General features: G+C 53.4%; 18 protein-coding genes and 1 pseudogene. 8 read left to right on the forward strand and 11 right to left on the reverse strand.

Going from position 1 to position 25,844, the window contains the following annotated elements:
• Positions 1-20: 20 nt before the first annotated feature.
• The 7 genes and pseudogenes from trkA to def all read right to left on the reverse strand — a co-directional run.
• Positions 21-1,436, reverse strand: a pseudogene (trkA, locus tag HZ297_RS05060) (Trk system potassium transporter TrkA); the annotation flags it as partial.
• Positions 1,437-1,500: 64 nt separating this feature from the next.
• On the reverse strand, positions 1,501-2,850 hold the full coding sequence (locus HZ297_RS05065) for a sigma-54-dependent transcriptional regulator (RefSeq protein WP_178861916.1): 1,350 nt from the start codon (positions 2,848-2,850) through the stop codon (positions 1,501-1,503).
• Complete coding sequence (locus HZ297_RS05070; protein ID WP_178861917.1) at positions 2,847-5,036, reverse strand: ATP-binding protein; 2,190 nt, start codon at positions 5,034-5,036, stop codon at positions 2,847-2,849. The genes HZ297_RS05065 and HZ297_RS05070 overlap by 4 nt, the downstream gene beginning before the upstream one ends.
• Positions 5,033-5,644: a DUF4390 domain-containing protein gene (locus tag HZ297_RS05075; protein WP_178861918.1), complete on the reverse strand. Its 612-nt coding sequence runs from the start codon at positions 5,642-5,644 to the stop codon at positions 5,033-5,035. The genes HZ297_RS05070 and HZ297_RS05075 overlap by 4 nt, the downstream gene beginning before the upstream one ends.
• Complete coding sequence (gene rsmB / locus HZ297_RS05080) at positions 5,644-6,972, reverse strand: 16S rRNA (cytosine(967)-C(5))-methyltransferase RsmB (RefSeq protein ID WP_178861919.1); 1,329 nt, start codon at positions 6,970-6,972, stop codon at positions 5,644-5,646. Before rsmB ends, HZ297_RS05075 begins: the two co-directional genes overlap by 1 nt.
• Complete coding sequence (fmt, locus tag HZ297_RS05085; RefSeq protein ID WP_178861920.1) at positions 6,969-7,913, reverse strand: methionyl-tRNA formyltransferase; 945 nt, start codon at positions 7,911-7,913, stop codon at positions 6,969-6,971. The genes rsmB and fmt overlap by 4 nt, the downstream gene beginning before the upstream one ends.
• An 8-nt stretch (positions 7,914-7,921) precedes the next feature.
• Positions 7,922-8,431 (reverse strand): peptide deformylase, encoded by a 510-nt coding sequence (def, locus tag HZ297_RS05090; protein WP_178862045.1) that lies wholly within the window; start codon positions 8,429-8,431, stop codon positions 7,922-7,924.
• Positions 8,432-8,479: 48 nt separating this feature from the next.
• Between def and dprA the strand changes: the two genes are divergently transcribed.
• Positions 8,480-9,595, forward strand: a complete 1,116-nt coding sequence (dprA, locus tag HZ297_RS05095; protein ID WP_178861921.1) for a DNA-processing protein DprA — start codon at positions 8,480-8,482, stop codon at positions 9,593-9,595.
• Between the two features lie 12 nt (positions 9,596-9,607).
• On the opposite strand, the gene HZ297_RS05100 is transcribed toward dprA, so the two are convergent.
• Positions 9,608-10,519, reverse strand: coding sequence for a response regulator (locus HZ297_RS05100; RefSeq protein WP_178861922.1), 912 nt, complete (start codon positions 10,517-10,519; stop codon positions 9,608-9,610).
• A 207-nt stretch (positions 10,520-10,726) separates the two neighbouring features.
• On the opposite strand from HZ297_RS05100, the gene topA reads away from it, so the two are divergent.
• The gene (gene topA / locus HZ297_RS05105; protein ID WP_178861923.1) at positions 10,727-13,210 is read left to right on the forward strand and encodes a type I DNA topoisomerase; all 2,484 of its coding nucleotides are present in this window, start codon (positions 10,727-10,729) and stop codon (positions 13,208-13,210) included.
• 341 nt (positions 13,211-13,551) lie between these two features.
• Here topA and HZ297_RS05110 read toward each other — a convergent pair whose 3' ends face one another.
• Complete coding sequence (locus HZ297_RS05110; RefSeq protein ID WP_178861924.1) at positions 13,552-15,084, reverse strand: sensor domain-containing diguanylate cyclase; 1,533 nt, start codon at positions 15,082-15,084, stop codon at positions 13,552-13,554.
• Positions 15,085-15,377: 293 nt separating this feature from the next.
• On the opposite strand from HZ297_RS05110, the gene argS reads away from it, so the two are divergent.
• Complete coding sequence (gene argS / locus HZ297_RS05115) at positions 15,378-17,150, forward strand: arginine--tRNA ligase (RefSeq protein ID WP_178861925.1); 1,773 nt, start codon at positions 15,378-15,380, stop codon at positions 17,148-17,150.
• Complete coding sequence (locus tag HZ297_RS05120; RefSeq protein ID WP_178861926.1) at positions 17,150-17,800, forward strand: SPOR domain-containing protein; 651 nt, start codon at positions 17,150-17,152, stop codon at positions 17,798-17,800. Before argS ends, HZ297_RS05120 begins: the two co-directional genes overlap by 1 nt.
• Positions 17,801-17,834: 34 nt before the next feature.
• Here HZ297_RS05120 and HZ297_RS05125 read toward each other — a convergent pair whose 3' ends face one another.
• Positions 17,835-18,884 (reverse strand): GGDEF domain-containing protein, encoded by a 1,050-nt coding sequence (locus HZ297_RS05125; protein ID WP_178861927.1) that lies wholly within the window; start codon positions 18,882-18,884, stop codon positions 17,835-17,837.
• A 249-nt stretch (positions 18,885-19,133) separates the two neighbouring features.
• Between HZ297_RS05125 and HZ297_RS05130 the strand changes: the two genes are divergently transcribed.
• The 3 genes from HZ297_RS05130 to HZ297_RS05140 are packed head-to-tail and all read left to right on the forward strand — an operon-like array spanning position 19,134 to position 22,449.
• Positions 19,134-19,415 carry an accessory factor UbiK family protein gene (locus HZ297_RS05130; protein WP_178861928.1) on the forward strand — a complete coding sequence of 94 codons (282 nt, stop codon included), beginning with the start codon at positions 19,134-19,136 and terminating at the stop codon, positions 19,413-19,415.
• Between the two features lie 6 nt (positions 19,416-19,421).
• A complete protein-coding gene (locus HZ297_RS05135; protein ID WP_343034765.1) occupies positions 19,422-20,660 on the forward strand; it encodes a YifB family Mg chelatase-like AAA ATPase in 1,239 nt (412 codons plus the stop codon).
• Positions 20,638-22,449, forward strand: coding sequence for a hypothetical protein (locus HZ297_RS05140; protein WP_178861929.1), 1,812 nt, complete (start codon positions 20,638-20,640; stop codon positions 22,447-22,449). The genes HZ297_RS05135 and HZ297_RS05140 overlap by 23 nt, the downstream gene beginning before the upstream one ends.
• Here the strand turns inward: HZ297_RS05140 and HZ297_RS05145 are convergent.
• Positions 22,446-22,583, reverse strand: coding sequence for a hypothetical protein (locus HZ297_RS05145; RefSeq protein ID WP_178861930.1), 138 nt, complete (start codon positions 22,581-22,583; stop codon positions 22,446-22,448). The two genes, HZ297_RS05140 and HZ297_RS05145, sit on opposite strands and share 4 nt — an antisense overlap.
• 551 nt (positions 22,584-23,134) lie before the next feature.
• Here HZ297_RS05145 and HZ297_RS05150 point away from each other — a divergent pair.
• The gene (locus HZ297_RS05150; protein ID WP_178861931.1) at positions 23,135-25,831 is read left to right on the forward strand and encodes an ATP-dependent DNA helicase; all 2,697 of its coding nucleotides are present in this window, start codon (positions 23,135-23,137) and stop codon (positions 25,829-25,831) included.
• Positions 25,832-25,844 lie beyond the last annotated feature (13 nt).

Raw genomic sequence — 25,844 nt, forward strand, 5'->3', positions numbered from 1 at the left:
AATCCTGATCTGACAAGTTGTTAACCGAACCAGCTCCTGGGTTCTGTCGGTGAGAATAGTTTGGCAATTTGCGGGGCGACCTGTGGATCGGTGAGGAAGAGGATGACATGGTCTTCCGCTTCGATTTCCAGATCGCGGTGCGCAATGATGACCTGCTCTTCGCGGATAATGCAGCCGATGGTGATCTCCTTGGGCCAATCAATCTCGCCGATGCGGCGGCCGATGACCTGCGAGGAGTTTTCGCTGCCGTGGGCGATGACTTCCATCGCCTCGGCGGCGCCGCGGCGCAACGATGCGACCTGTACGGTGTCGCCCTGACGCATATAGTGCAGCAGTTTGCTGGTGGTGATCTGATCGGCGGAAATGGCCACGTCGATGCTGTTGAGCTGGATCAGCTCGATATACGACTGGTTGTTGACCAGCGCGATGACGCGGCGTACGCCGAGTTTTTTGGCGAGCATGCCGGAGATGATATTGGCTTCATCGGAGTTGGTCACGGCGACGAACAGATCGATTTCGTCGATGTTCTCTTCCAGCAGCAGTTCCTTGTCGGCCACATCGCCGTGAATGATAATGGTTTTTTCCAAGGTTTCGGCGACGCGGCGAGCCTGGTGGATGTTGTGGTCGATGAGTTTGACCTGGTGGTGCTTTTCAAGCCCCTGCGCCAGACTGAAACCGATATTGCCGCCGCCGGCGATCATGATGTTGCGCGAGGGGCGTTCCTTGTGGCGGCGGATCTCTTCCACGATCGACGGAATGTGCTTGGGTTCGGCCAAAAAGAACACTTCGTCGTCCGCCTTGATGGTGGCTTCACCGGTGGGCATGACCACCTCGTCTTTGCGGTAGATCGCGGCGATGCGGGTTGTGACCCCTTTGGGCAGATAGTTTTTGAGTTCCTTGATCTGCTTGTCCACCAGGATGCTGCCTTTGAAGGCGCGTACCGCGACCAACCGCACTTTGCCGCCGGCAAAGTCGATGACCTGCAGGGAGCCGGGATATTCAATGAGCTGCAAAATGTAGTTGGTGACCAGCGTTTCCGGACTGATCAACACGTCAATCGGCAGGGTGTCGGTGTTGTAGCTGCGGCTGAAAAGTTCGGGGTGGTCGAGATAGGAACGGCTGCGGACGCGGGCGATTTTGGTCTGGGTTTTGTAGAGCAAGTGCGCGATATGGCAGGCCAGAATATTGGTTTCGTCGTTCTGGGTGGCGGCAATCAGCATATCAGCTTCTTCAAGTCCGGCTTTTTCAAGTATATCCGGGTAAGAAGCGTGGCCACTGACCGTACGGATGTCGAGGCGGTCCTGCAGACGCTGCAGGTTGGCTTGCTCGAGATCGACAACGGTCACATCATTGTTTTCGTTGGCGAGGTGTTCAGCAAGCGAAGAGCCGACTTGGCCGGCACCGAGAATGACGATGTTCATAGACAGAATCTTCTTGAATACAAATTGTGCGGGTTATTGTATGGTTTTTTTGTGTTGGCCACCATGTTCTCATGCCCTCTTACAACGGATTTTTCGGATCGATACCGAGCGCTTTGAGCTTGCGGTAGAGATTGGTGCGGTCCACGCCGGAACGCTTGGCGGTGTCGGACACATTGCCGCCGGTTTCGCGCAGCAGCTGGCTTAAATAGGCCTTTTCAAACTGGTCTTTGGCGTCCTTGAGATTGAGGCTGGTGTCCACCGAGGTGCAACCCAGTTCGGCGCTTTCTGACTGGGTCAGCGCGGACTTGATTTCGCTGTCGCTGACATCGCCGCTGCCCAGAATCAGCAGTTTCTGAATCAGGTTCTGCAGTTCGCGCATATTGCCCGGCCAGGCGTACTGGCGCAGGATGTTCTGTGCCGACACGCTGAAGTGGCGGTAGATCAGCCCTTCATGGGTGACGAAGTAGTTGATGAAATACTCGATCAGTTCGGGTACATCCTCGGTGTGCTGGCGCAGTGCCGGGATGGCGATGGTCATGACCTGAAAACGCTGATAGAGGTCGTCGCGAATCGCACCGCGTTCATGCGCGGCTTCCAGTCCGGCTTTGCTCAAGGCGATCAGGCGCAGGTCGAGCTGGGTGCCTTCGCGGTGATTGGGGGTGATGAAACTGTGTTGCTGAATCAGGTGCATCAGCAGGCTCTGCGCCGCCTCGCTGAGCTGTTCGCTGTCGGTAATCACCAGCGTGCCGCCGTCGATCTGGCGCAGCTGGTTGAGCAGTTCCAGATCGTCGGCTTCAAGCACCTTTTGCACCAGCGTGTTGAAATCGCGCGCGTAAAAAGTCAACAGGCCGGCTTCCTTGCGTTCGCTGCTTTTGTGCACGGCGCGGGCAAAGTGCTTCTTGCCGCTGCCGGCTTCGCCGGTAATCAGAATGGGCATGCTGTATTTGGCAAGGCGTTCGATGGATTCGCGCAGCGCACTCATCAGTTTGCTTTTGCCGATGGGCAGAATCTGTTCGGGCAGGGTCTGTTTGAGTTGGCGGTTTTCCTGATTGAGGCGGGTGTGCTTCAGGGCGCGTTCGGCCACCACAATCAATTTGGCCAGCGAAAGCGGTTTTTCAAGGAAATCATAGGCGCCGAGTTTGGTGGCCTCGATGGCGGTTTCGATGGTGCCGTGGCCGGACATCATGACGATACTGGTCTGTTCCAGCAGCGGATCCTGCTGCATCTCTTTGAGCAGGGTGATGCCGTCGATGTCCGGCATCCAGACATCCAGAAAGATCACGTCGGGCACGCTGGCTTTCCAGGCGCTTTTGGCCTGCACGCCGTTGCCGGCGGTATCGATTTGATAGCCTTCTTCCTCAAAGATTTCCTGCATCAGGTTACGGATGTCTTTTTCATCATCCACAATCAGAATCTTGCCTGGTTTCATGTATCCGTGTCGCTCAAAATAATCGGTAAATAAATTATAAAACAGGTGCCTTCGCCGGGCGTAGAGTGTAACTGAATTTGGCCGTTATGTTCTTCGACGATTTTACGGACGATGGCCAGACCCAACCCGGTGCCTTTGGGTTTGTCGGTGGCGTAGGGTTCAAATATCCAGTTTTGCGCTTCTTCATCGATGCCCGGGCCGTTGTCGCAAATGCGGATTTCAAGGTCGGTGGCGTTGATGGCGCAGTCGGTGGTCACCGTAATGGTCGGTGAAGGCGTGTTCTCGGTGGCCTCAATCGCATTTTTGATGAGGTTGTGGAACAGCTGGCGCAGGCGCGAGGCATCGGCGCGGATGAAGGGGCATTCCGGGTCGAGCTGGTTTTCAATCGTCCACTTGGCGTTGGAACCCTGGTACATCAGGGTGATGTCGCCGATCAGGCGGTTGATATCGGTCTTGCGCAGCTGGATTTCGGGGGTGTTGGCGTAGTCCGAGAAGGCCTGTACCAAGGTTTGCATGGTAGAGACTTGTTCCGTGATGGTATGGGTCATGCGTTCCAGCAGATCGCGGTCGCCGTTCGTCAGCTTGTCTTGCAGTTTGTATTGCAGGCGCTCCGCGGACAGCTGGATCGGCGTCAGCGGATTTTTGATTTCATGCGCCAAACGGCGCGCCACGTCGCTCCAGGCGGCGTTGAGCTGGGCCTGAACCAGTTGGGTGATGTCGTCGATAACGATAACGTAGCCGCCGATTTTTTTATCCAGGCTCGGCAGGGTGGAACCGTGCAGCAGCAGGATTTTCTGGCCCTGTTTGCAGGAAAACTTGTGTTGCAGGCTCCAGGGTTTGGCATCTTTGTCGAACATCGGTTCGATCATTTCGAACAAAGGGTGCAAGTGGCCGCTGTCCTCGCGTTCGGAAATCTCGAAAAGGCGTTTGCCCAGATGGCGGTTAAGATCGGTGTTGAGAATCACGGCCGCCGCGTCATTGCAGGTTCTGAGGCGTTTGTTCATGTCAAACGTGAGTACGCCGCTGGAGAGGTTCTGAATGATGGTTTGCAGATAGAGTTTCTGCACCTCGGTCTGCTGATGGCCGATCTTGATGTCGTTACGCGCCTGCGCGATCTTTTGGATCATGTCGTTGAAGGAGTCGATCAAGTTGCCGAATTCGTCATGGCGGTCGGCCGGCATTTTGACGCTGTAATCGCCGCGTGCGACCAAGGCGGTACCGCGCGCCAGCGTGCGGATGGGACGTGTCAGGTTCTGCACCGCCTGAATCGTGAAGAGCAGGGCGGTGACGACCGTGAGCAGCAGCACCATCGACAGAATCAGCGTGAAGCTCGCCGTCAGCGGGCCTTTGAGATACGAGAGTTCTTTATATTGTCCGGAGGCGACCTTGACCGATTCGGCCAGTTCGGTAATGCTGCCGGGGATATTGAAAATCACCTGCAAGGCGTAGTTGCCGGCCAGTTCCAGATCGGAAAAGGGGATGATGACGCGGATGATTTCCTGATCGCGCAGGGTGCCGGGAAGCGTTTCGATCGCGGCGTAAGTCTTTTTCTGGCGGATCTGCTGGAACAGGTTGTCGCCCGGCGGAATCGGCAGAATGTCGGTTTCGTCCAAACTGTTGAAGGCGATGAGCTGCTGGTTGGAGTGGTAGAGCGCGACTTCCTGGGCGTTGAGCTGCGCGCGCAAGGTGCCCACGCCGATAAACGGCGAGGTGGCCAGCAGGGTGCGGTTGTCCTTGGCGACGCTCAGTGTCAGGTTGAGGCTGTCGATGGTTTTGTTGTCGAGCGTCATGCGCACCAGCGCGGCGGCATTACCCAACGCCGTTTCGGTTTTCACGTCGAACCACTGGCTGATGCCCTGATGGATAAAGGTGATGGCGAAATAGAAGATTATGGCGACCGGAATGCCGATCAGCAGCGTGAAAATGGCGGTGATTTTGACGGTGATGTGGATGCCCGGGGTTTTCTGGTCGTAACGCTTTTTGAGTGTCCACAAGGTGTGGATCAGCATGGCCAGCAGAACGCTGGCGCCGGCAAAGGTGAAAAATAGCAGGCTGGAATAGGCTTCGGCGAACTCGGAGGCGTTCTGCAGAATCTGGCTCATCATAATCAGCGCAATCAGCAACGCGCTGGAGAGCAGTCCAAGCCAACCGTATTGTTTGATAAAGCGCCAATTGAAGATTTTCATAACCAACTTTTCGGGGTGTAAAGGGTGGTTTCAAACCAGCCGCTGTCGAGTTGCCAATCGTTATCGACCAATGAGTTTAACACCAAAGGGGCCGGCAGGCGCCAGCGGTTTAAGCGAATCCGCAGTTTCAGGGTATATTTCTGTCCGGGGTGCAGTTCCGACAAGGAAATGACCGGAAAGGCCGCCAGAGTGCCCAGGGTCGACAGGGCCTTTTTGAGGTTGCTAAAGGACTCCACATTGTTGTTGCGTTCGTTCAGCAACACATAGCGGTTATTGAAATTGGAGTACTGCAGCAGGGTGTGATAGCGGACGTGGGCGCGCTCGCGGTCGTATTTGACGCCGATGATTTGCTGGTGCTCGGTCAGCACGATTTCGGTTTGAAAAGTCAACGCCACTTCGTGATGGATGGCGTCGACCAGCGAATCGGGCAGGTGGAATTGGGTTTGCGAATCAAACAGCAGTTGCTGCTCCTGCTGGTAGTCGGTCACTTGCATAATGCGAACCGGGACAGGTTGATTCGGATCCGCCGCCCACACCGTCTGCACCGAACAGGCCACCCCTAAGAGTAAGGCGAGTAGCGCGGCATGCAGCGAACCCAGCCGGGTCATTAGACGTCCTTTTCCAGCAGGCAGTAGAAGAAACCGTCCATGCCGTGTTCGCCGGGCAGAATCTGGCGGCCGGGCGTGGTAAATGTCATGCCCCACTGTGCGTCAATCGGCACCACCCTGGCGTCGGCATGCTGTGCGACAAAATCGGCCATCTGCAGGGTGTTTTCCTGCGGCAGCACCGAACAGGTCGCGTAAAGCAGCCGCCCGCCCGGTTTTAACAGCGGCCAGAGCGCTTTGAGAATCGCCGCTTGGGTTTCAACCAACTGTTCGATGTCTTCTTCGGTGCGGTGCCATTTGATGTCCGGGTGGCGGCGGATAATGCCGGTGGCTGAACAGGGGGCGTCGAGCAGGATTTTGTCGAACAGTTGACCATCCCACCACGTATCGGGTTCGGCCGCGTCGCCGGCGGCGTAGTCCGCGGTCAGCTCCAAACGGTGCAGGTTTTCGGCGAGACGTTCCAGGCGTTCCGGCTCTTTTTCCAAGGCAAACACCTGTGCCTGATTGCCGCTCAACTCCAGCAGATGCGTGGTTTTGCCGCCGGGCGCGGCGCAGGCGTCGAGAATGCGTTCCTTCGCTTGCGGCTCAAGCAGGTAAGCGGCCTGCTGCGCGGCCGGATCCTGCACGCTGAAAGCGCCTTCCTCAAAACCGGGCAGTTGGCTGATATCGGTGCTTTTTTGCAGCACAATGCCTTGCGCTGCCTGCGGATGCGCGCTGGCCTCAATCTCCTGCGCCTGCAAGGTCTGCAAATAAACGTCGCGTGACTGCACCAGCGGATTGACGCGCAAAGTCAAAGGCGCGGGTTCGTTATTGGCTTGCAGCATCGCCTCCCACTGCTCGGGATAGGCTTTGCGCAAGACGCGCACCAGCCACTGCGGATGGGAATGTTTATGCGCCGGTTTAACATCCACCGCTTCACAAAGAGTGTCCTTATCGCGCAGGAAATTCCGTAACACGCCGTTGACCAGCGCTTTGGCCCAGGGTTTTTTGAGGTTTTGGGTGACCGCTACGGTTTCGGAAACGGCGGCGTGTTCCGGCACATCCATATACAGAATCTGGTAGAGGCCAAGCAGAATGAGCTGGTTGACGTCCTCGTCCTTGGCTTTAAGGGCTTTTTTGAGGAGCTGCTCGCGGATGGCTTCCAGACGTGCCTGCCAACGCAGGGTGCCGAGTACCAGGTTCTGGGTGAAGGCGCGCTCGCGGCGGTCGTCAAACTGCGCCAAACCTTCCGGCAGCACTTGGCTGAGCGAACGGCCGTTTTCGATGACGTTGAGGCACATCTTTAACGCAATGTAACGACTGTTCTGGGGACTATTGAGTGGTTTGCTCATGCGAATGAATGCCCGAGCAGTTGACGCGATTGCGCAAAATCATAAGCGGCCATCGGCTTCTTGCCGGCCGGCTGCAGTTGCGTGACCCAAATGGGGGTGCTGCCGGTGCCGATGAGAATCCCCTGTTTTTCCACGGCCAGTACCCGGCCTGCTGAGTTTTCGGAAGCGGTTTTTTCGGCCGCGATCTGCGCGCCGAGAATGCGCAAAGGTTGGTCTTGGAAATCGGTATAAGCCATCGGCCATGGGTTAAAGGCGTGGATTTTACGCACAATGGTTTCCGCCGGCTCGCTCCAGTGGATTTCGGCTTCGGCTTTGTTGAGTTTTTCGGCATAGGTGACGAGGCTGTCGTCCTGTTTTTGCGCCTGTTGCTGCAGGTTTTCGAGGTCTGAAAGGGTCGCCATCAGCGCTTCGGCGCCGAGCGTGCTTAAGCGGTCGTGCAGGCTTTGGGCGCTGTCATCGGCGGCAATCGGCGTGGTGACTTTGTAGAGCATGTCGCCGGTATCGAGCCCGACATCCATCTGCATAATGGTGACGCCGCTTTCGGCGTCGCCGGCTTCGATGGCGCGCTGAATCGGTGCGGCACCGCGCCAGCGCGGCAGTAGCGAGGCGTGGATGTTCAAGCAGCCGTAGATTGGCATCTCCAACACGGCTTTGGGCAGAATCAGGCCGTAAGCCACCACAATCATCAAATCGGCATTGAGGGCGGCCAGTTCGGCCTGGGCGTGTTCGTTGCGCAAGGTTTCCGGTTGAAAGACCGGGATATTATGTTGCAGCGCGACTTCCTTGACCGGACTGGCGGTGAGTTTGCGGCCGCGTCCGGCGGGGCGGTCGGGCTGGGTGTAAACGGCCACCACGTCATGCGGTGAATCCAGCAGCGCCTTTAGGGGGGCGACGGAAAAGTCCGGCGTGCCGGCAAACACAATGCGTAAACTGGGTTTCATGCTCACTCTTATTCTTCGGTTTGTTCTTGCTGCAGTTTTTTGAATTTTTGCAGGGCGCGGGTGCGTTTCAGGCCGGACATATGGTCCACGAACAGCTTGCCGTTGAGGTGGTCGATTTCGTGTTGCAAGCAGACCGCCAGGAGGTCGTTGGCTTCAAATTCGACCATTTTGCCGTCGCGGTCCATGCCGCGCACCAGAATGTCGCTGGGGCGGGTGACTTTGCCATAAACGCCGGGAATGGAGAGACAGCCTTCTTCCCAGGTTATTTCGCCGGCGGAGCGGATGATTTCGGGGTTGATCAGCGCGATCGGCTGGTCTTTGCTTTCGGAAACATCCACCACAATGACCCGCTGCTGCACCGCCACCTGCGGTGCCGCGAGGCCGATGCCCGGGGCGTCGTACATGGTGTAGAACATGTCGTCGATGAGTTTGTCGAGTTCGTCGGACATCGCATCGACGGGTGTGCAGATTTCCCTTAGGCCTTTTTCGGGGTAGAGGACAATATCGAGTTTTTCCATGGTGTCGTTTATACTTAGGTGATTCCAATCCATATATTATAGCCGACTATGTCCCGTTTTTACGAATTAGCCGATCTGCTGGCGCTGCACCTGAATTTCTTTTCGCTGAAGCAGTTGCAGCAGGCGGAATCTTACTTTGGCAGTCTGGCGGCGGCATTGCAGGCGGGCGAGTCGGTCTGGCGGGGTACGGGGATTGCCACCGATAAGCAGTTGCAAGGTTTGTTTGCGGACGATCTGAAGGCCAGAATCGACGCCTCGCTGGCCTGGCAGGGCGCACAGCAGCATTGGGTCGGCTGGCAGGATGAGGATTACCCGCCGTTGCTGGCGCAGATTGACGATGCGCCTATTTTATTGGGCGTGCGTGGGCGGGTGGAGTTGTTGCGTGATCCGCAGGTGGCGATTGTCGGTTCGCGCCATGCCTCCAAGGCCGGGGTGAATGCGGCGGAGGATTTTGCCGAATTTCTCTCCTCGCAAGGCATTACCGTGACCAGCGGCTTGGCGCTGGGAATCGATGCGGCGGCGCACCGCGGCGCTTTGCGCGGTTTGGGCAAAACCGTGGCGGTGGTGGCGACCGGCTTGGATCGCATCTATCCGGCGGCCAACAAGGCGTTGGCGCACCAGATTGTCGAAGAGGGCGCGATGGTGTCGGAGTTTCCGCTGGGCACCAAACCGCTGAACTACAACTTCCCAAAACGTAACCGGATTATCAGCGGTTTGAGTGTGGGCACCTTGGTGGTGGAGGCGGCATTGCAGAGCGGTTCGCTGATTACCGCCAAAATGGCGGCCGAGCAGGGGCGCGAGGTGTTTGCGGTGCCGGGGTCGATTCACAATCCGCAGGCCAAAGGCTGCCATCAGCTGATCAAACAGGGCGCCAAACTGGTGGAGAGCGGCGAGGATGTGCTGGTGGAGCTCGCGCCCGTGTTGCAGGGATTCTGGCCAAAGCGGCAGGCAAACGAACAGGCCGGTTCTCAAGCGCCCGCCGAACCGGTGAAAGCCGCTAAAGAAGGGTTGCTGGCGTTTATCGAATACGAGCCGATCGGTCTCGATGAGTTGGTGGTGGTGAGCAAGTGGCCGGTGTCCGCCATTCAAAGCGAGTTGCTGCTGCTGGAGCTTTCCGGTGCAATCGAAGCCTTGTCGGCCGGACGCTATCGCCGTTTGCGCTAGCTGGCGGATTTTTCAGAGTTGAATGGTGCAGCACACGCGTGTGCCGCCGTCCAGAAATTGCAAACGGTCAAAACTGAGTTTATTGGCCATCATCAAGCCGCGGCCGTGGCTGTCCATGGCGCGCTCCAGCGAAAACTCCATGTAGGGTTGATAGTCAAATCCCGTTCCCTGGTCCTGAATGCTGATGTCGATGCGGTCGGCGTGACGCTGTATTTCCAGATCGGCATATTTATGGGCGTTTTCCGGCAGGGTCTGGCGGCGTTCGATTTCGTCCTGCAAGGTATTGCTGGCCATCAGGCGGGTTTTTTCAGCGTAACCGATACCCAGATTGCCATGCTCGATGGCGTTGACCATAATTTCGAACAGACCGATGGCGGTTTTGTGCGGTTCGGGCGTCAGCAGCGACACCATTTGCGACAGTTGACGCGCCTCAGTCAAGGTTCGGAAACGGAACTTCGCCTGCTCCAGCAGCTGCAAGCTTTGCGGAAAGGTCGCGGCCAGGCGCAGGCTGTCGCGCTGCAGCTTCTGATAAGTGGCATAACCGTTGACGGCGGTTTCCACCAGTGACAGCAGATGGTTTTTGGAAAAGGGTTTGAGCAGATAATAGAAAGCGCCGGCCTCGATGCCGCGTTGGATGTCTTCGGCGCTGTCGGCCGAGGTTTGCATGATGGCCGGCACCATCTGGTAGTGATGGTTGCGTTTCAGTTCCTGCAATAGGCTGATGCCGTCCAATTCAGGCATGTGGTAATCGAGCACATAGGCGCTGAAATATTCCGCAGGATGTCGGTAGATCAGTTCGCGGGCTGCAATGCCGTTGTGTGCGGTTTCCACCTGATAGTGGGCCGATTCGAAATAGGCGCAAAGCAATGCCAGACAGGTCGGGTCGTCATCAACCAGCAGCAGGCGGTGTGGGGAGGCGGTCATGCAGATATTGTTAACTAAGTAGTAGTGTGTAGATTGTGCTTGATTTTAAAGGTTTTTGTGAAAAGGGTGTTAGCCTTTTATAAAAATATGCGTTTGCTTGAAATTTTAGTTTGCAAATTGTGGGAATTTTTTGCACCCTTTTAAAAATATGTATCCCATAAGTTAGATTGAATGGGTTGATAAAATTTATTTAGAGTTTGAGACTATATGACAAATTTGGTGATTGTGGAGTCGCCCGCCAAGGCAAAGACGATCGAAAAGTATCTCGGCAAGGATTTTACGGTGCGTTCCAGTTACGGCCATATCCGTGATATTCAGAAAAAAGGCATGGGCATCGATCTGCAGAACGGCTTCGAGCCGCAGTATGAGGTTTCCGCCGACAAGAAGAAAAACGTCACCGAACTGAAAAAGCTCACCAAAACCGCCGAGACGGTCTGGCTGGCAACGGACGAGGACCGCGAGGGGGAGGCGATTGCCTGGCACCTTGCGGAAGCCCTGAATCTGGATATTAAAACCACCAAACGCATCGTCTTTCACGAGATCACCAAGCCGGCCATTCAGGCGGCAATTGCCGCACCGCGCACCGTCGATATGGATCTGGTCAACGCCCAGCAGGCGCGCCGCATTCTCGACCGGATTGTCGGTTTTGAACTCTCGCCGATTTTGTGGAAAAAAATCCGCACCGGATTGTCAGCAGGCCGGGTACAGTCGGTCGCCGTGCGCCTGATTGTCGAGCGCGAGCGCGAAATCGATGCCTTTGAATCGAGTTATGTGTTCCGGGTACAGGGATTGTTGCAGTTGCTGGATGCCGCCGGCAAGCCCACCGGTAATCTGGAGGTCAAACGCACCGCCACGTTTGAGACCGAAGCCGAAGCGCAGGCGTTTCTGGAGGCGGTCGCCCAAGCCAATCTGAGCGTGATGTCGCTGGAGGAAAAACCCGCCAAGCGCAGTCCGAAGGCACCGTTCACCACCTCGACGCTGCAGCAGGAAGCCGCCTCCAAACTCGGTTTTTCGGTCAAGCAGACCATGACGATTGCGCAGCGTTTGTACGAGTCCGGCAAGATCACCTATATGCGTACCGACTCGGTCAACCTGTCGGAGCTGGCGATCGCCCAGGCCAAAGAGGTGATTTCCAAAGAATATGGCGCCGACTACAGTCATCCGCGCCGCTACAAAACCAAACAGGCCGATGCGCAGGAAGCGCACGAGGCGATCCGTCCGACCGATTTTGGCATGAAAGACATTACCGGCGAGCGCAACGAGCAGCGTTTGTATCAGTTGATCTGGCGTCGCGCGCTGGCGTCGCAGATGAGTGATGCGACCCTGATGCGCACCACGGTGGAGATTGCCATCGACAATCTGCCGGGCGACAAATTCACCGCCAAAGGCGAAGTGGTCACCTTTGAAGGTTTCTTGAAAGCCTATGATCTGGACGACGACGCCGAAGGCGGTTTGCTGCCGCCGATGCATATCGGTCAGGCGTTGCAGGTGGCGGAACTGAGCGCGCGTCAGAGTTACAGCCGTCCGCCGGCGCGTTACAACGAGGCGAGTCTGGTGCGTACCTTGGAAGAGATGGGCATCGGCCGTCCTTCGACCTATGCGCCGACCATCGACACGGTTCAGCAGCGCGGCTATGTGGTCAAGGAAGACCGCGAAGGCAAACCGCGCGATTACCGCTTGCTGACCTTGCAGGACGGCCAAGTTTCCGCAGAAACCCTCACAGAGATGGCTGGCAGCGAGAAGAACAAGTTGTTCCCGACTGACATCGCCGGGATTGTCACCAATTTCCTGACCAAGCATTTCGATGATGTGGTCGATTACCAGTTCACCGCCAAGGTCGAGGACAAGTTCGACCAGATCGCGCAGGGCAAGGTCGAGTGGCGCGCCATGCTGGACGAATTCTACCGTCATTTCCATCCGCGTGTCGAAGCGGCCGAGGATGTGTCGCGCGAGGAGGCCGGCCAGGCGCGTCTGTTGGGATCGCATCCGGAAAACGGCAAGCCGATGTATGTCAAAATCGGCCGTTTCGGGCCTTATGTGCAGATCGGCGACGGCGAAAACGACGAGAAGCCGGTCTTCGCCAGTCTGATGCCGGGGCAGAAAATGGACGTGATTTCGCTGGACGAGGCGCTGGAGTTGTTCAAGCTGCCGCGCGATGTCGGCGAAATCCCCGAAGATTTCAGCGCCACGGCGGTGGACGGCACGGTGTTTGGCGTCAAGAAAGGCCAGAAAATCATGGCCAAGCAGGGGCCTTTCGGGCCTTATCTGGAATACGGGCCGAAACAGTATGCGCCGATCAAGGGCTTCGACCCGATCAGCATTCCGCTGGAAGATGCGGTGGCGTTGATCGAGGCCAAAATTCAGGCGGATGCGGAGAAGATCGTCAAGACCTTCCCGGGCACCAATGTGCAGATTCTCAAAGGACGCTGGGGGCCGTACATTACCGATCTGGTGACCAAGAAAAACGCCAAAATCGCCAAGGACGAAGATGCGCTGGCGCTGAGTCTGGAGGAGTGTGAGAAGCGTCTTGAGGAAGCGCCGGAGCCGAAAAAACGCGGCCGTGCGGCCGCGAAAAAACCGGCGGTGAAGGACGCGGAACCTAAAAAGGCGGCGGCCAAAAAAACCACAGCCAAGAAGGCGCCGGCCAAAAAGGCCGCCGCTAAAACCACGCGCAAGAAGGCGGCTGAGTAAGTTGTAAAGCCGGTCGCAAAGAACGTCAAAAACAGCGCTTAAAAAACTGAACAGGCCGGGTAGGAGAGTGCTTCTACCCGGCCTGTTCAGTTTTTAGGGTATGTAAATTTTGTGATTGTTATAAATAGACTTTACACCCAGTAAATATTCTTGAGGACGGGTAGGGGTGCCCTTTCTTTTCGCCTCTTTTCTTTGGGCAAGCAAAGAAAAGGGGCATCTCAAGGTATTCACAATTTCTATTTTGGATGCTTTTGACTGCTTGAGAAAAATATAAATTGTGGACAAAACCATCACAAAATTTATATACCCAATTTTTAAAACCTTAAAATCGGCCAGGCGTTTTAGCCGGCCAGTGCATCGAATTCGGCATAACGACCCTTGCCGGCGCGTTTTGCGAGGTACATGGCATCATCCGCGGCTTTCATCAGCGTCTGGCGTTCAGCGCCGTCCTGCGGATAGCGCGCAATGCCGATGCTGGTGCCGATCTGCACGGTATGGCCTTCAATCTCGAAAGGCTGCCGCAACATTTGGATGATGGCTTGCGCGAGCTCGGTGTCGGTGAGATTTATGGCCTGCGGGGTGAAGTAGAGCACGAATTCGTCGCCGCCCAGGCGTGCGAGCATGACGTGTTCATTTAACAGCGCCAGCAGACGCCGCGCCACTTGCTGCAGGAGAATGTCGCCGATGTCGTGACCGAGGGTGTCGTTGACCTGTTTGAAGCCGTCAAGGTCGAGGAAAAAGAAGCACAGCGGGTTGCCTTGGGTCAGGGCGTGATCGAGACATTGATAGAGTTTGTTGCGGTTGGCCAGTCCGGTGATGGTGTCTTTGTTGGCCAGGTCATCCAACGCCTGCTGGGTGCGTTTGAGGTCGGTGATGTCGAGTTGCATCAGGCTGTAGTTTTCGCGCTGGCTGGTTTCGTGAAAGATTTTTTGCAGATGCACGATGCTTGCCAGTTTGAGGTTGCCGTCGGGATCGTGCAGTGTGAGTTCGCCGTGCCAGGCGCTGTAGTTTTTTAGGCTTTCGAATATCTTAGGATTGGGTTCGTCCTGCATCCGGTTGAGCAGTTCTTCAAGTGTCAGGGTTTTTAGTTGATTGGTGTCCAGCCCCAGGGAAACCGCCAGGGCGTGGTTGCAGCGCACGACTTGCTGGTCGGCATTTGCCACCGCAATGCCCTCCGAAGAGAGGTCGATAATCGCCGCATCCAGTTCCAGCTCGTCTTCTATCCACTTCTGTTTGCTGACATCCAGACGGATGGCGCTAAGACGCTCGATGTCGCCCTGCGGCGAGTAGAAAATCTGTCCTTTGTCGTGCACCCAGATATAGTGGCCGTCTTCATGTTTGACGCGATGGGTGCACTCAAAATAAGGGCGGTTGCCGCTGAGGATTTTCAGCATCTGGCGCTGCACCTCTTCCTGGTCTTTGGGGTGGATGCGTTTTTGCAGATCGTGGAGATTGTTGAGCGGCGTCTGCTCGGACAGCCCCACCATTTTTTTCCACTGGGGCGAGAAACGAGCCTGGTTGTTCTGGATATCCCATTCCCAATAGGCGATGAGGTCGCCCTGCAGCAGCGTGTTGATCTGCTGCTCTTCGCCGCGGAACTGTTTTTTGAGCGCTTTGATTTCCTGTTTGTGTTGGATGATCTGCGCTTCAAGCTGGGCCCGCAAGCGCTGGCTGCGATAAGTCAGCAACCAGCCGGTCAGAGCCAGTAGCAGCAGCATGACCAGTGTCTGGTGCCAGGTAGACAGGGGCAAGAGGGTGAAGAACGCGCTGAGCCAGTCCTGCGGATGGGTCAGGTGGTAACCGTAAAGAAAGAGTACGCCCCAGAATAGCGTGAGAAAAAAAGGCAGGGTTGGCAGCGAAAAAATTCGGGACATCAGCACTAAGCTCTATAAGGAGAAGCTTATTATAACGGGCGGATTAACACGTTGTTATTGATAATAAAAACGGGGTTATAAGTAAAATTTAATGCTGCTAAACAGTCCTGCTTATGGCTATTGTATGCTCCCTGTTTTCAAACTGAGGCTGGCAACTGAGGGAGGCGGTCGGTTTGCGGCGGAATCCTTTCCAAACTTCAGGCGGATTTTAGTAAAATACCCTTTTTTGAATTTTGACCGTTGGAACCGCTCCATTCGCGTCAAGCTTTCCGTCGTTTTTTAAGAGAGAAGCCATGAAGCAGCAAGTAGTGCAGATTCTTACCCACGTTATTGACCAGCTAAAGAGCCAGGGCGTATTGCCTGGCGATGTGGAAGCCCGCATTAACGTTGAGAACACGCGCGACAAGGCGCATGGCGATCTGGCGACCAACCTGGCGATGATGCTGACCAAAGCGGCGGGCGTGCCGCCGCGCGCGTTGGCGGAAAAGATGGTGGCGGTGATCGAGTCGATGGAAGACCGCGGTGCGGTGGCCAAGGTGGAAATCGCCGGCCCGGGCTTTATCAACTTCTTTATGCAGGATAACGCCAAATTCGCGGTGGTGGAGCAGGTCTTTGCGCAGGGCGCGGATTTCGGGCGCTGCAATGTCGGGCAGGGACGCTCCGTGTTGGTGGAGTTTGTCTCGGCCAACCCGACCGGGCCGTTGCATGTCGGCCACGGCCGCGGTGCAGCTTACGGCGCGAGCGTTTCCAGCCTGCTGGAAGTGGCCGGATTTGAGGTGGCGCGCGAATATTACGTGAACGACGCCGGCCGTCAGATGGATATTCTGGCGACCTCGGTGTGGCTGCGTTATCTGTCTTTGTGCGGCGAGGAGTTTGCGTTCCCGAGCAACGGTTACAAAGGCGCGTACATTTTCGATATCGCCGCCGAGTTGAAGCGCGAACAGGGCGAGAGCCTGCGCAAACCGGCTTTTGAGGTGTTTACCGGCGTCTGTGCCGACGAAGGCCAGACCGATGGCGACAAAGAGAAGCATATCGACGATTTGATCGCCAAAGCCAAGAATCTCTTGGGTTCAAACCATTACGAAACGGTATTCAATCTGGCGCTGAACACCATCCTGGAAGACATCAAGGAAGACCTGCACGGCTTCAATGTCACCTTTGAAAACTGGTTCTCGGAGCGCTCCCTGCTGGAAAGCGGCGTGATCGATGCGGCGCTCGAGAAACTGCAGAAAGCCGGCAAAATCTACGAGCAGGGCGGCGCCCTGTGGTTCAAGTCAACCGAATACGGCGACGAGAAAGACCGCGTGGTGGTGCGCGACAATGGCCTGAAAACCTATTTCGCCTCGGACATCGCCTACCATTTCAACAAGCTGGAACGCGGCTTTGATATTTTGATCGACATCTGGGGTTCCGACCACCACGGCTATATTCCGCGTGTGAAGGCGGCGATGCAGGCGATGGAAACCAATCCTGAGGCGTTGCAGGTCCTGCTGGTGCAGTTTGCGGTGCTGTACCGCGGCGGCGAGAAGCTGGCGATGTCCACCCGCAGCGGCGAGTTCGTGACCCTGCGCGAGCTGCGCGAAGAGGTGGGGGCGGATGCCGCGCGTTTCTTCTATGTGCAGCGCAAGTCGGAGCAGCATATGGATTTTGATCTGGATCTGGCGAAGTCGCAGTCCAACGACAACCCGGTGTATTACATCCAGTACGCGCACGCCCGTATCGCACGCGTCTTGGAGCTGGCCGCCGAGAAAGGCTGGCAGGTTGATCTGGCGGCTGGCAAGGCCGGCTTGAATGCACTGGATCTGGAGCAGGAGACCGACCTGGCGGTGCAGCTGGCGAAGTACCCTGAAACCATCGCCCGTGCCGCATTGGCTTACGAGCCGCATCAGATCGCCTATTATCTGAAAGATTTGGCGCACGGTCTGCACAGCTACTACAACGCCTGCCAGTTCCTGGTGGAAGACGAAGGCGTGCGTAATGCCCGTCTGACGCTGATTATGGCGGTGCAGCAGGTGTTGAAGAACGGTCTGGCGATTTTGGGAGTTTCTGCGCCCGAGAAGATGTAATGTCGCGCGATTACCGCTACGGCCATCGTCCTAAAAACGGCTTTCAACGCAAGTCGCAACTGCCCGCTGCTCCCGAGCCGCGCGGTGGTTTGGGGCTGAAAGTGTGGCTGCTTTCCGGTGTCGTGTTTGCCGCGATGCTGGGCGGCTTTCTGATCGTTCAGCATTTTATGGTGAATCAGACCTATGCCGACCAGACGGCAAAAACCGAAATCTATGCGGATAGCAACACGGCGCCTGCCGCGCAGGCGGCCAAGTCGCTGACCGTTGAGGCGTTGTCTGCGCCGGCAAAAACCGATGCTGCTGCTCCCTCTGCAGAGGAAAATGCACCGGCAAAACCCCGTTACAGTTTTTATCAGGGACTCAAGGAGACCGAAGTGGTGGTGAATGCCGTGCCGCTTTCAGTTGCTTTGGAAGATGCCTACTATATCCATGCCGGCACCTTCGGCTCGGAAGCGGTGGCCAGGAAAGAGCAGCAGCGCTTGGCGAACTTGGGTGAAGCGGTTGAACTGTCGGTGCTGCAGAGCGGCGAACGCACATATTACCGCTTGCGCGTCGGGCCGTTTCATGACCGCTTGGAGATGAACAAGCGCCGCAATGCATTGCGGCGCCTGGGGGTGGATACCTTGCTGGTCAAAGCGCCGAAAAACTGAGCCGAAAAACTCAACAGGCCGGGTCGCAGTCTGTTTATTGCTGCGTTTCGGTCAAGTCCAGCTCGTCAAGCACGCGGTTACGGCCCTGGCGTTTGGCTTCGTAGAGCGCCTTGTCGGCGCGGTTGATAAACTCTTCGGCGGTGTCGCTTTCACCGTGATAGTGGGCGATGCCGAAAGAGGCGGTGATCTTGGTCAGCGGCTCGTTGGAGTTCTTGCGTTTCAGGGTGGCCGCTTCGATCGCGCTGCGGATATTTTCAGCACGGACTTTGGCGCCTTCCAGCGAGGTGTCCGACAGCAAGATGGCGAACTCTTCACCGCCGTAGCGGCATACCGTTTCGTTTTTCCCCTGCTCTTTCTTGATGATATTGGCGTAATAGCGCAGGACACTGTCTCCGATCAGATGGCCGTAAGTGTCGTTGAATTTCTTGAAGTGATCTATATCGCTTAGAATCAGACACAGGCTTTCGGGTTTGGCGGCGGCGTCGAGCATGAGTTCTTGCAGAGCATTGTTAAAGGCTTTGCGGTTGCCGATCTCGGTGAGCTCGTCGGTGAGCGCGGCGGTTTGCGCGGCAATCAGTTCGCCGCGCAGTTTTTTGACCTCTTCGGAGTTGTTCAGCATCTCTTGCTGGAAGGCGCGGTTGCTCTCGTTAATGGAGTGCGCGGTGGAGATCATGGTGTCGGTGATGCGGCGCAGTTCGTCCGAGCCGAGGTTAGGCTCGTTGAGCGAGCGGGCGCAGTCGTCGAGCTGTTGGGTCTGCGCCTCGAGTTTATCGCTCCAGGTGTTCATCTTCTGAATCATCAGATTGACGAGGCGGCGAAACGCGCGGTCGAACTCCGAGCTGGCTTCCTGCTCTTCCGAAAGGTATTCATCATAAAGACGACGTCCGTCGCGGTCGTTGTAACCGTATTCGTCGTTGATGATCTGATCCATCTCCTGGCGGAACTGCGGATTTTCGCCTTTAAGGTACTGGTACCAGACATAGTAGTTCAGTGGCGTGGGGTTGATATTGAATTTTTCGAACTCTTCCACCAACCGGCTAAAAATACGTTTGGCTTTCTCCGGTGCGTCATTGAAGTGAAGCATTGGTTATGACCCTTTTAATATGTGACGGTCCGTTGCTGTTGAACGGCTGCGCTGAAAATGGATGCCTCAAATTTTAACATGAATTTTGCCGGCTCCAATGGCGGATACATGGGTTTTATTGCTTAGACCCGGCCTGTTGAGTTTGTTGGCTGGAGTGTCTGCGTGAAAAAGGGTATAGTCCCTTTTATGGGTTAAACGGCGTTGGACGGGCGTTTTATTGGCGCTTTATTGATCGAAAGGAAACACGCAATGTTGAATATCAAGCAAATCGAAGAGCTGGCGGTGAAGTTGTCGCAGGCGATTCCCGAAGGCATGGGCAAAGCGCCGGAACAGGCAAAGGCCCAGATTAAGGCGGTGCTGACCAGTGGCCTGGAAAAGCTGGATGTGGTTTCACGACAGGAGTATGACCTGCAGGTGGCGGTGTTGGCGAAAACCCGCGCCAAGTTGGAGCAGCTGGAAAAGCAGGTGGCTGAACTGGAAAAACGTATGGCCGACCAAAATCCGCCAGCCGCAGGCGGCGACGGAGAGTAAATCGTCGTGTTCGCAGCCGTTTTCACGCGCGCCGCTATCGGCATACAGGCGCCGCAAGTCATGGTGGAGGTGCATGCCAGCAACGGCTTGCCGGCCTTGTCGATTGTGGGATTGCCGGAGGCGTCGGTGCGCGAAAGCAAGGAGCGGGTGCGCAGCGCTTTGATTAATAGCGGTTTTCAGCTTCCGCCTAAACGCATTACCGTGAATTTGGCGCCGGCGGATCTGCCGAAATCCGGCGGACGTTATGATCTGGCGATCGCGATCGGTATTTTACTGGCGACGGGGCAGCTGGAGGCGGATGTCGGTCGCCTGGAGTTTCTGGGCGAGCTTGGTTTGAACGGCGAAATTCGAGCGGTGCCGGGGGTGTTGCCGGCCGTATTGCAGGTTGAGGATAAAAGCCTTGTGGTGCCTTACGCCAATCTGCAGGAAGCGGGATTGGTATTGCATGATCCGCGGCGTTCGTTAGCAGGTCAGCAGTTGCTGGGTGCAAAAAGTCTGCTGGAGGTGGTGGCGTTTTTACTGGCAAAAGGCTCCTTGCATCTTGCCGAACCACTGCTCCACGATGAGGTGGGGTATGCGCACGATTTAGCGGATGTCGTTGGCCAGAATCAGGCCAAAAGGGTGTTGGAGGTCAGCGCCAGCGGAGGACATTCGATATTGATGGTCGGCCCGCCGGGAGCGGGCAAAAGCATGCTGGCGCAGCGTTTGGTGTCGTTATTGCCCAGCTTGAACTGGGAGCAGGCGAGCGAACTGGCGGCCGTTCAATCTGTCGCGGGGCAGACGTTCAATCCTGAAAGTTGCTTGCAGCGCCCGTTTGTGGCGCCTCACCACACTGCATCTTCGGCCGCGATGGTTGGAGGAGGCAGTGTTCCGCGTCCGGGCGCAATCAGTTTGGCGCATCACGGGGTTTTATTCCTGGACGAGTTGCCAGAGTTTGCCCGTCCTGTGCTGGAGGCGTTGCGCGAGCCACTGGAAAACCGACAGGTCGCGGTATCGCGTGTGAATGGACAGGTTATTTTCCCCGCGAAGTTTTTGCTGGTTGCCGCGATGAATCCTAGCCCATCGGGCTATTTTCCCGATGATCCGTTGGGGCGTTGCTGTCAACTACAAAATTATTTAAGAATTACACTTCAAAATAAGAATCTACAACATTATCTAAGAATTTCTTCTGCCCTTCTCATCTCAATAATTTATCTTCTGGTTGCGTTCCATTGGAGAGTGAATGGAAGGCACGTTTACTCTTGAGAACCTAAAGGAGAAGATGAAACCTGATAGGTTTTATCGACTCGATCTTGTTTCAGGCATATATCTGGATACTAAATATGAGCCGGATATGATCTTCAAAGCCTTATCGGCTAGTTTTAGCGAATATTCGGATTGGTATCAGCAAGACCTTAATAGAATAAAAGCAATAGCGATCAATGACAGGTTTAAATCCCATTCCAAAGGGAATAATCAGCCAATCATATCTACACAGTCCGGAAGCTCATTTAGTATTCCCATCGACATAACTAACCAATTTTTCATGAAGCCAGGCATTGTTTGGCGCAATGGAGAAATTGTTTGGATGCCTAAAGACAGTATTTCCCTTTCGCTCAATACGAAAGAACAAGCCATTACTTCCTTCCGGGAGTTATCTAAGAAAATTTCTAACCTTCCCTTCATTAAAGACAGTTTTTCCTCAAATTTGATTGAACTTCATGACTGTGAAGTGATGGTTAATGGCTCGAATATCAAGACAACGGTTTTTTTGCCAGTGATGGAAGTCGTGCGTTATTACTTTTCAGGTTCAAGGCATTTTACAACGATGTTTTATAACGGGGGGATGGAAGCCCATAGGATTGAAGACGAGTTCATTTATAAGTCAAACTTTGATCCCCTTGCAAAAAATGTTTACCTCTGGCTAAGGAGGAAATGTAAGGATTCTGATGCAATTCTGCTTGCTAGGGCTATTGCTGATAGGCAAGCGATGAAAGCAATGAAAAATGTTTATGCCTCTATTGTTGACCTTCTTAATTGGAGAAATAGGCAAAACAAGCGGCATAATCTTATTTGTTGTCCGAAGACAGAGTTGCCATTTATTGGTATTGCGGAGATAGAAGTCCAGGGTCAGTGGTTACCGCCAGATAATGATGGTCGCTTTGGATTCCTGATTCGTTCGATTGATAAGTGTCACAACCCCTTCCCGTTTGAATCTTTAGAAGTTGAAAGTGTGGATTCGTTTCGTTCAAGCGGTAAGCCTTCCGGGAAGCCACCCAAGCCTAAGCCGCCACGAAGAAAAGATAAACAAAAACCTAATCTGACCCATGATGAAAGGCCTAATGAGAATTTGCCTGAGAATGAATTGAAGTTTTATTTGGAGCGTTTTGCTGGGCTCAATGATGTAAAGGTCAAGAAGATTACTCAGAAATCTAAAAAAGACATGCAGATCTACATTGAACAAGAAAATGAGAAAGAAGAGGCCGCTAATAAGGGTTCAACATTACCTGGAAAGTATGGCAAAGGGAACAAAACCGAGCCTTGGGATGTGGGCATACATGATGAAGAAAATGGCGATGTTAGTGATCGATTAAGCGCAACGGCTGCGGTTATTCACAAAATCGTTTCTGGTAAGTCTGAATATTCTGTTAGAGCTTTGCCTTCTGATCTAGTGGACGATTCTCAACCTTTTGGTTTTTATTCGTTTCAAAGACCGGTCGGGAAAAATATGAATTACGATTGGTGCTATGTTGGGCGTCGGAGGAGGAAGGCTTTATTTCTAGAGTTATCCACGAGTGCTAGACGTCTTTATGTGCTTGAAATAGAAGATCGCAATGGTGTTGGCTTTTCGCTTTATATACTGAGTGGCGGTGAATTTAAGCCGGACGATGCAGGTCAAATGCTGCAGAAAATAGCCAGTGTGTCTGCTAACAATATCTCTAAAGATGTATTTAAGCGGTGTTTTTCCCATATAGGCACGATGAAGCATGTGACTAATTCAGATGAATCGTTAGAAGTAAGGTTGTCTGGGATGATCGACAAAGCATTGCTTTAGGTTAGTGCTTTGTGATGTGTAAAAGTGCATTTGGGCTGAGCGAGGTATCCGCCGTACAAACCCAGTGGCAAAGACAATGAAACCAAAGCTACCCTTTTGATTTTAATTTTCAGCTTAACGATGATTTTAGTCATGTTGCACCTCCTTACAAAATTGAGTTCGGTTAATTGTTACTACTTTATCTTTACCAGGGGGAGTTGAACCCCCTGGACGTTCACTAATTACTACTATTACTGTTTGTTTACTTTCACAGTAGCAATGACTCACGTCCCGCTCACTCCAAATGTACCTCAGCACGAATCACCGCTCTGCCGTTGCTTCGTTTCTTGATGGGTATGTAGTTGTTTTCATTTCAAACTGGCAATTAAAGTTGAAAATCCTGTAATGAATAATACGTTAAGAAAATTTTCTTCACAAGATAAGTACGTAGCTAATTGCGATTTGAGAGGGCGCGCATTTTACCGAGAACAGTTGTTGTGAGGGGGTGAAACGTTGTGTGAAATTTCATGAGTTGAAAATTCTTGAATCTAAGTTCCCAAACGCCAGTAAAAAGTGTTGGATGTTTTTAACCATTTCGCGGCCGATTAAAAATAGCCTTATAAATCTTTTTGTTCTTTTCGATAAGTAATAGGGGGTGTGTTAGTATCTGTACGTAATCTTTAGTGCATAGAGGAGTATTCAATTAATGATTACAGTCAGCAAGCAGATACTGAGCGCTAACGAGGTGATCTGTCAGAATATCGAATTGCTCGCTAACCAGCGAGGATTGTTATCACAGAACGTCCTTTCACAACTCCGTAACCTAATCGAAAGTGTTGCAGTTCTTCTCCATACTCGTTCTCCAAGTACTGAATTCAACTATGCTGCTATAGAACCAGGACTTTCCTTTGTTAGGAGCGCGGCTAAGCTTAACTTTCTTGGTAAGTTTCATAAGCTGATTCAGATAAGTGCTTCTCACTATACTCTAGATGGAGATGCATCCGAACGTTTGATGCTCAAGTATTACGAGTACCTCCTACGCATACGTAGCTTGCTTAAAGACGATTTTGACATCGAAGTTTTGGCAAACCTTGAGGTCTTCCCTGTTGATCTGGATCCATCCCTACAGGAGTATCATGAAAAAATCGCCGTTAGGATTGAGTCAATTAGTTCAGCTTTATTGAGTAGCAGCTCAAAAGATCGATATTACATCCACAAAACACGTCCGTTCTTCGTTTTTGGGCGGATCTATTACGAAGTGACCTTCTACCGTGCCGTCAACAAAGCCAGCAAGTTCGACCGAATTATCGCTTTTACCGATATTGACATAACTGACAAATACGCTGCTATGTTGACGCTACAGCGTGACTCTATCGAGGTACTTGGTCAGGCGATGCCGATCACGATCATTCGCCAGTGGGAAGTTTCGATTCGACCATGTGAATTCGACAATTTCGGGCGTCTATTGAATATCAAAATGTCAGTTAGAAGCAATTCAGCGGAGTATCGCTATCTGATGCATTGGCTGACTTTTGGCTCAGGCAGTCTTCTTGACTTGATAGATATGCCTAATGACAAGTACATGCAAGTAAGGGAGGCTGGCATAGGTGGTGCAGCTAATTTGCATATCTTCCCCATGTTAGATGAAACACGCCGCATTGTGAGAACAGGTGCTGCGGGGTGCAACATCCTCCGTTATTTGATGCTGCGAATGAACAACCAAATTCTTAAGCCTCAGTATAACTGGAACGGTTGTGCTCGTCTCTCCGGCACGAAGTTACAGTACGGCTGTATTCCTTTCGATACCATGCCCTTCTGCACCTCTCTCTGTGAGCATAACCCTCGTTATTGGGACTTAATAGAGAGTATCGATGTTACGGGACGGAACCACGAATTACTCGCCCGACGAGTAAAGAATAATGTCGAGCATCACGGAATTTTATATACACCTGTGGCGGATGTGGGAGTGTTCGGAGACGTCAGTAGTCTGATTTCTATTTACAACAACAAGCTCTACTATAAACATACGGAGCGTCGGCTTGTGCTCGACAAAGGGCACGTCTTCATGTGTCAGTATGAGAACGAAACTGTCACAATCGTCGAAAAGCTCCAAGAGTATGCATCGAACGGCATCGATGGATATACCCAATCCGTTGAGCGCTGGCTTCATGAAACGCCTCGTAACATCGATGACCCAGCAAAAAAAGATGCGCTCAAGCAGTTGTTTGGCCATTCTCGAGTCGCTCTAGTCTACGGGGCAGCAGGTACTGGCAAATCCACAATGGTGGATCACATTGCCAACTATTTTAATGACAAGGTGAAGCTCTTCCTTGCCCACACTAATCCGGCAAAAGACAATCTTGAGCGCAAGGTAAACTCGCAAAAGTCAGAGTTCAGGACGATCAGTAGCCATATTGGTAGAAGAAACTCAAATCAGGAGTATGACCTTCTAGTGATTGATGAGTGTAGTACTGTCAGCAATTCCGACTTAATCAAAGTGCTGGAGAAGACCTCTTTTAAGCTACTTGTACTTGTCGGTGATGTCTACCAAATCGAATCGATTCAGTTCGGTAACTGGTTCGGAATTATTCCTTCCTTTATACCACGTACAGCTGTGTTTGAACTGAAGACGCCATTTAGAGCCAAGAATAAATCACTATTGGATTTTTGGAACAAAGTTCGGGATATCGATGACGACATTGCCGAAGTCATAGTCCGCAACGGATATACTACCGTGCTCGACAAAACATTGTTCGAAACCCAAGAACAGGATGAGATCATCCTGTGTTTAAACTATGACGGTCTTTACGGCATCAACAACATTAACCGTTTTTTGCAGAGCAGTAACCCCGGTGCTTCCACCATTTGGCGTGAGTCCACCTACAAAGTTGGAGATCCTGTTCTTTTTCACGATAGCGAGCGATTCCGTCCGGTGATATATAACAATCTGAAAGGCAGGATTGTAGGTATAGAGTCCGATCTTGGCTGGATCCGATTCGATGTCGAACTTGACCGACCACTAAACGCGTTCGATGTAGTTGGTAGTGAGTTGGAGTGGATTGAGGGTTCAATTGTTCGCTTCACGGTATACGACTATGATGCAAGTGACGAAGACGATGACGCTTTAAATACATCGGTACCATTTCAGGTTGCGTATGCAGTATCGATTCACAAAGCACAAGGGCTAGAATTTGACACTGTAAAGATCGTAATCACCGATTCCAATGAAGATGATATTACGCATAGCATCTTTTATACAGCGGTAACTCGGGCACGTGAGCGTCTACGCATCTTCTGGTCGCCAGAGACGCAGCAGAGAGTTCTACAGCGCCTTCGTCTTAGTATTAATTCAAAAGACGCCGCGCTTCTCACTAATCGTCGAAGTCTCAAGCAAGTTAGATGAGTGGGATGGGGTT

This window comes from Thiomicrorhabdus cannonii, assembly GCF_013391695.1.
Lineage (GTDB): Bacteria > Pseudomonadota > Gammaproteobacteria > Thiomicrospirales > Thiomicrospiraceae > Thiomicrorhabdus > Thiomicrorhabdus cannonii.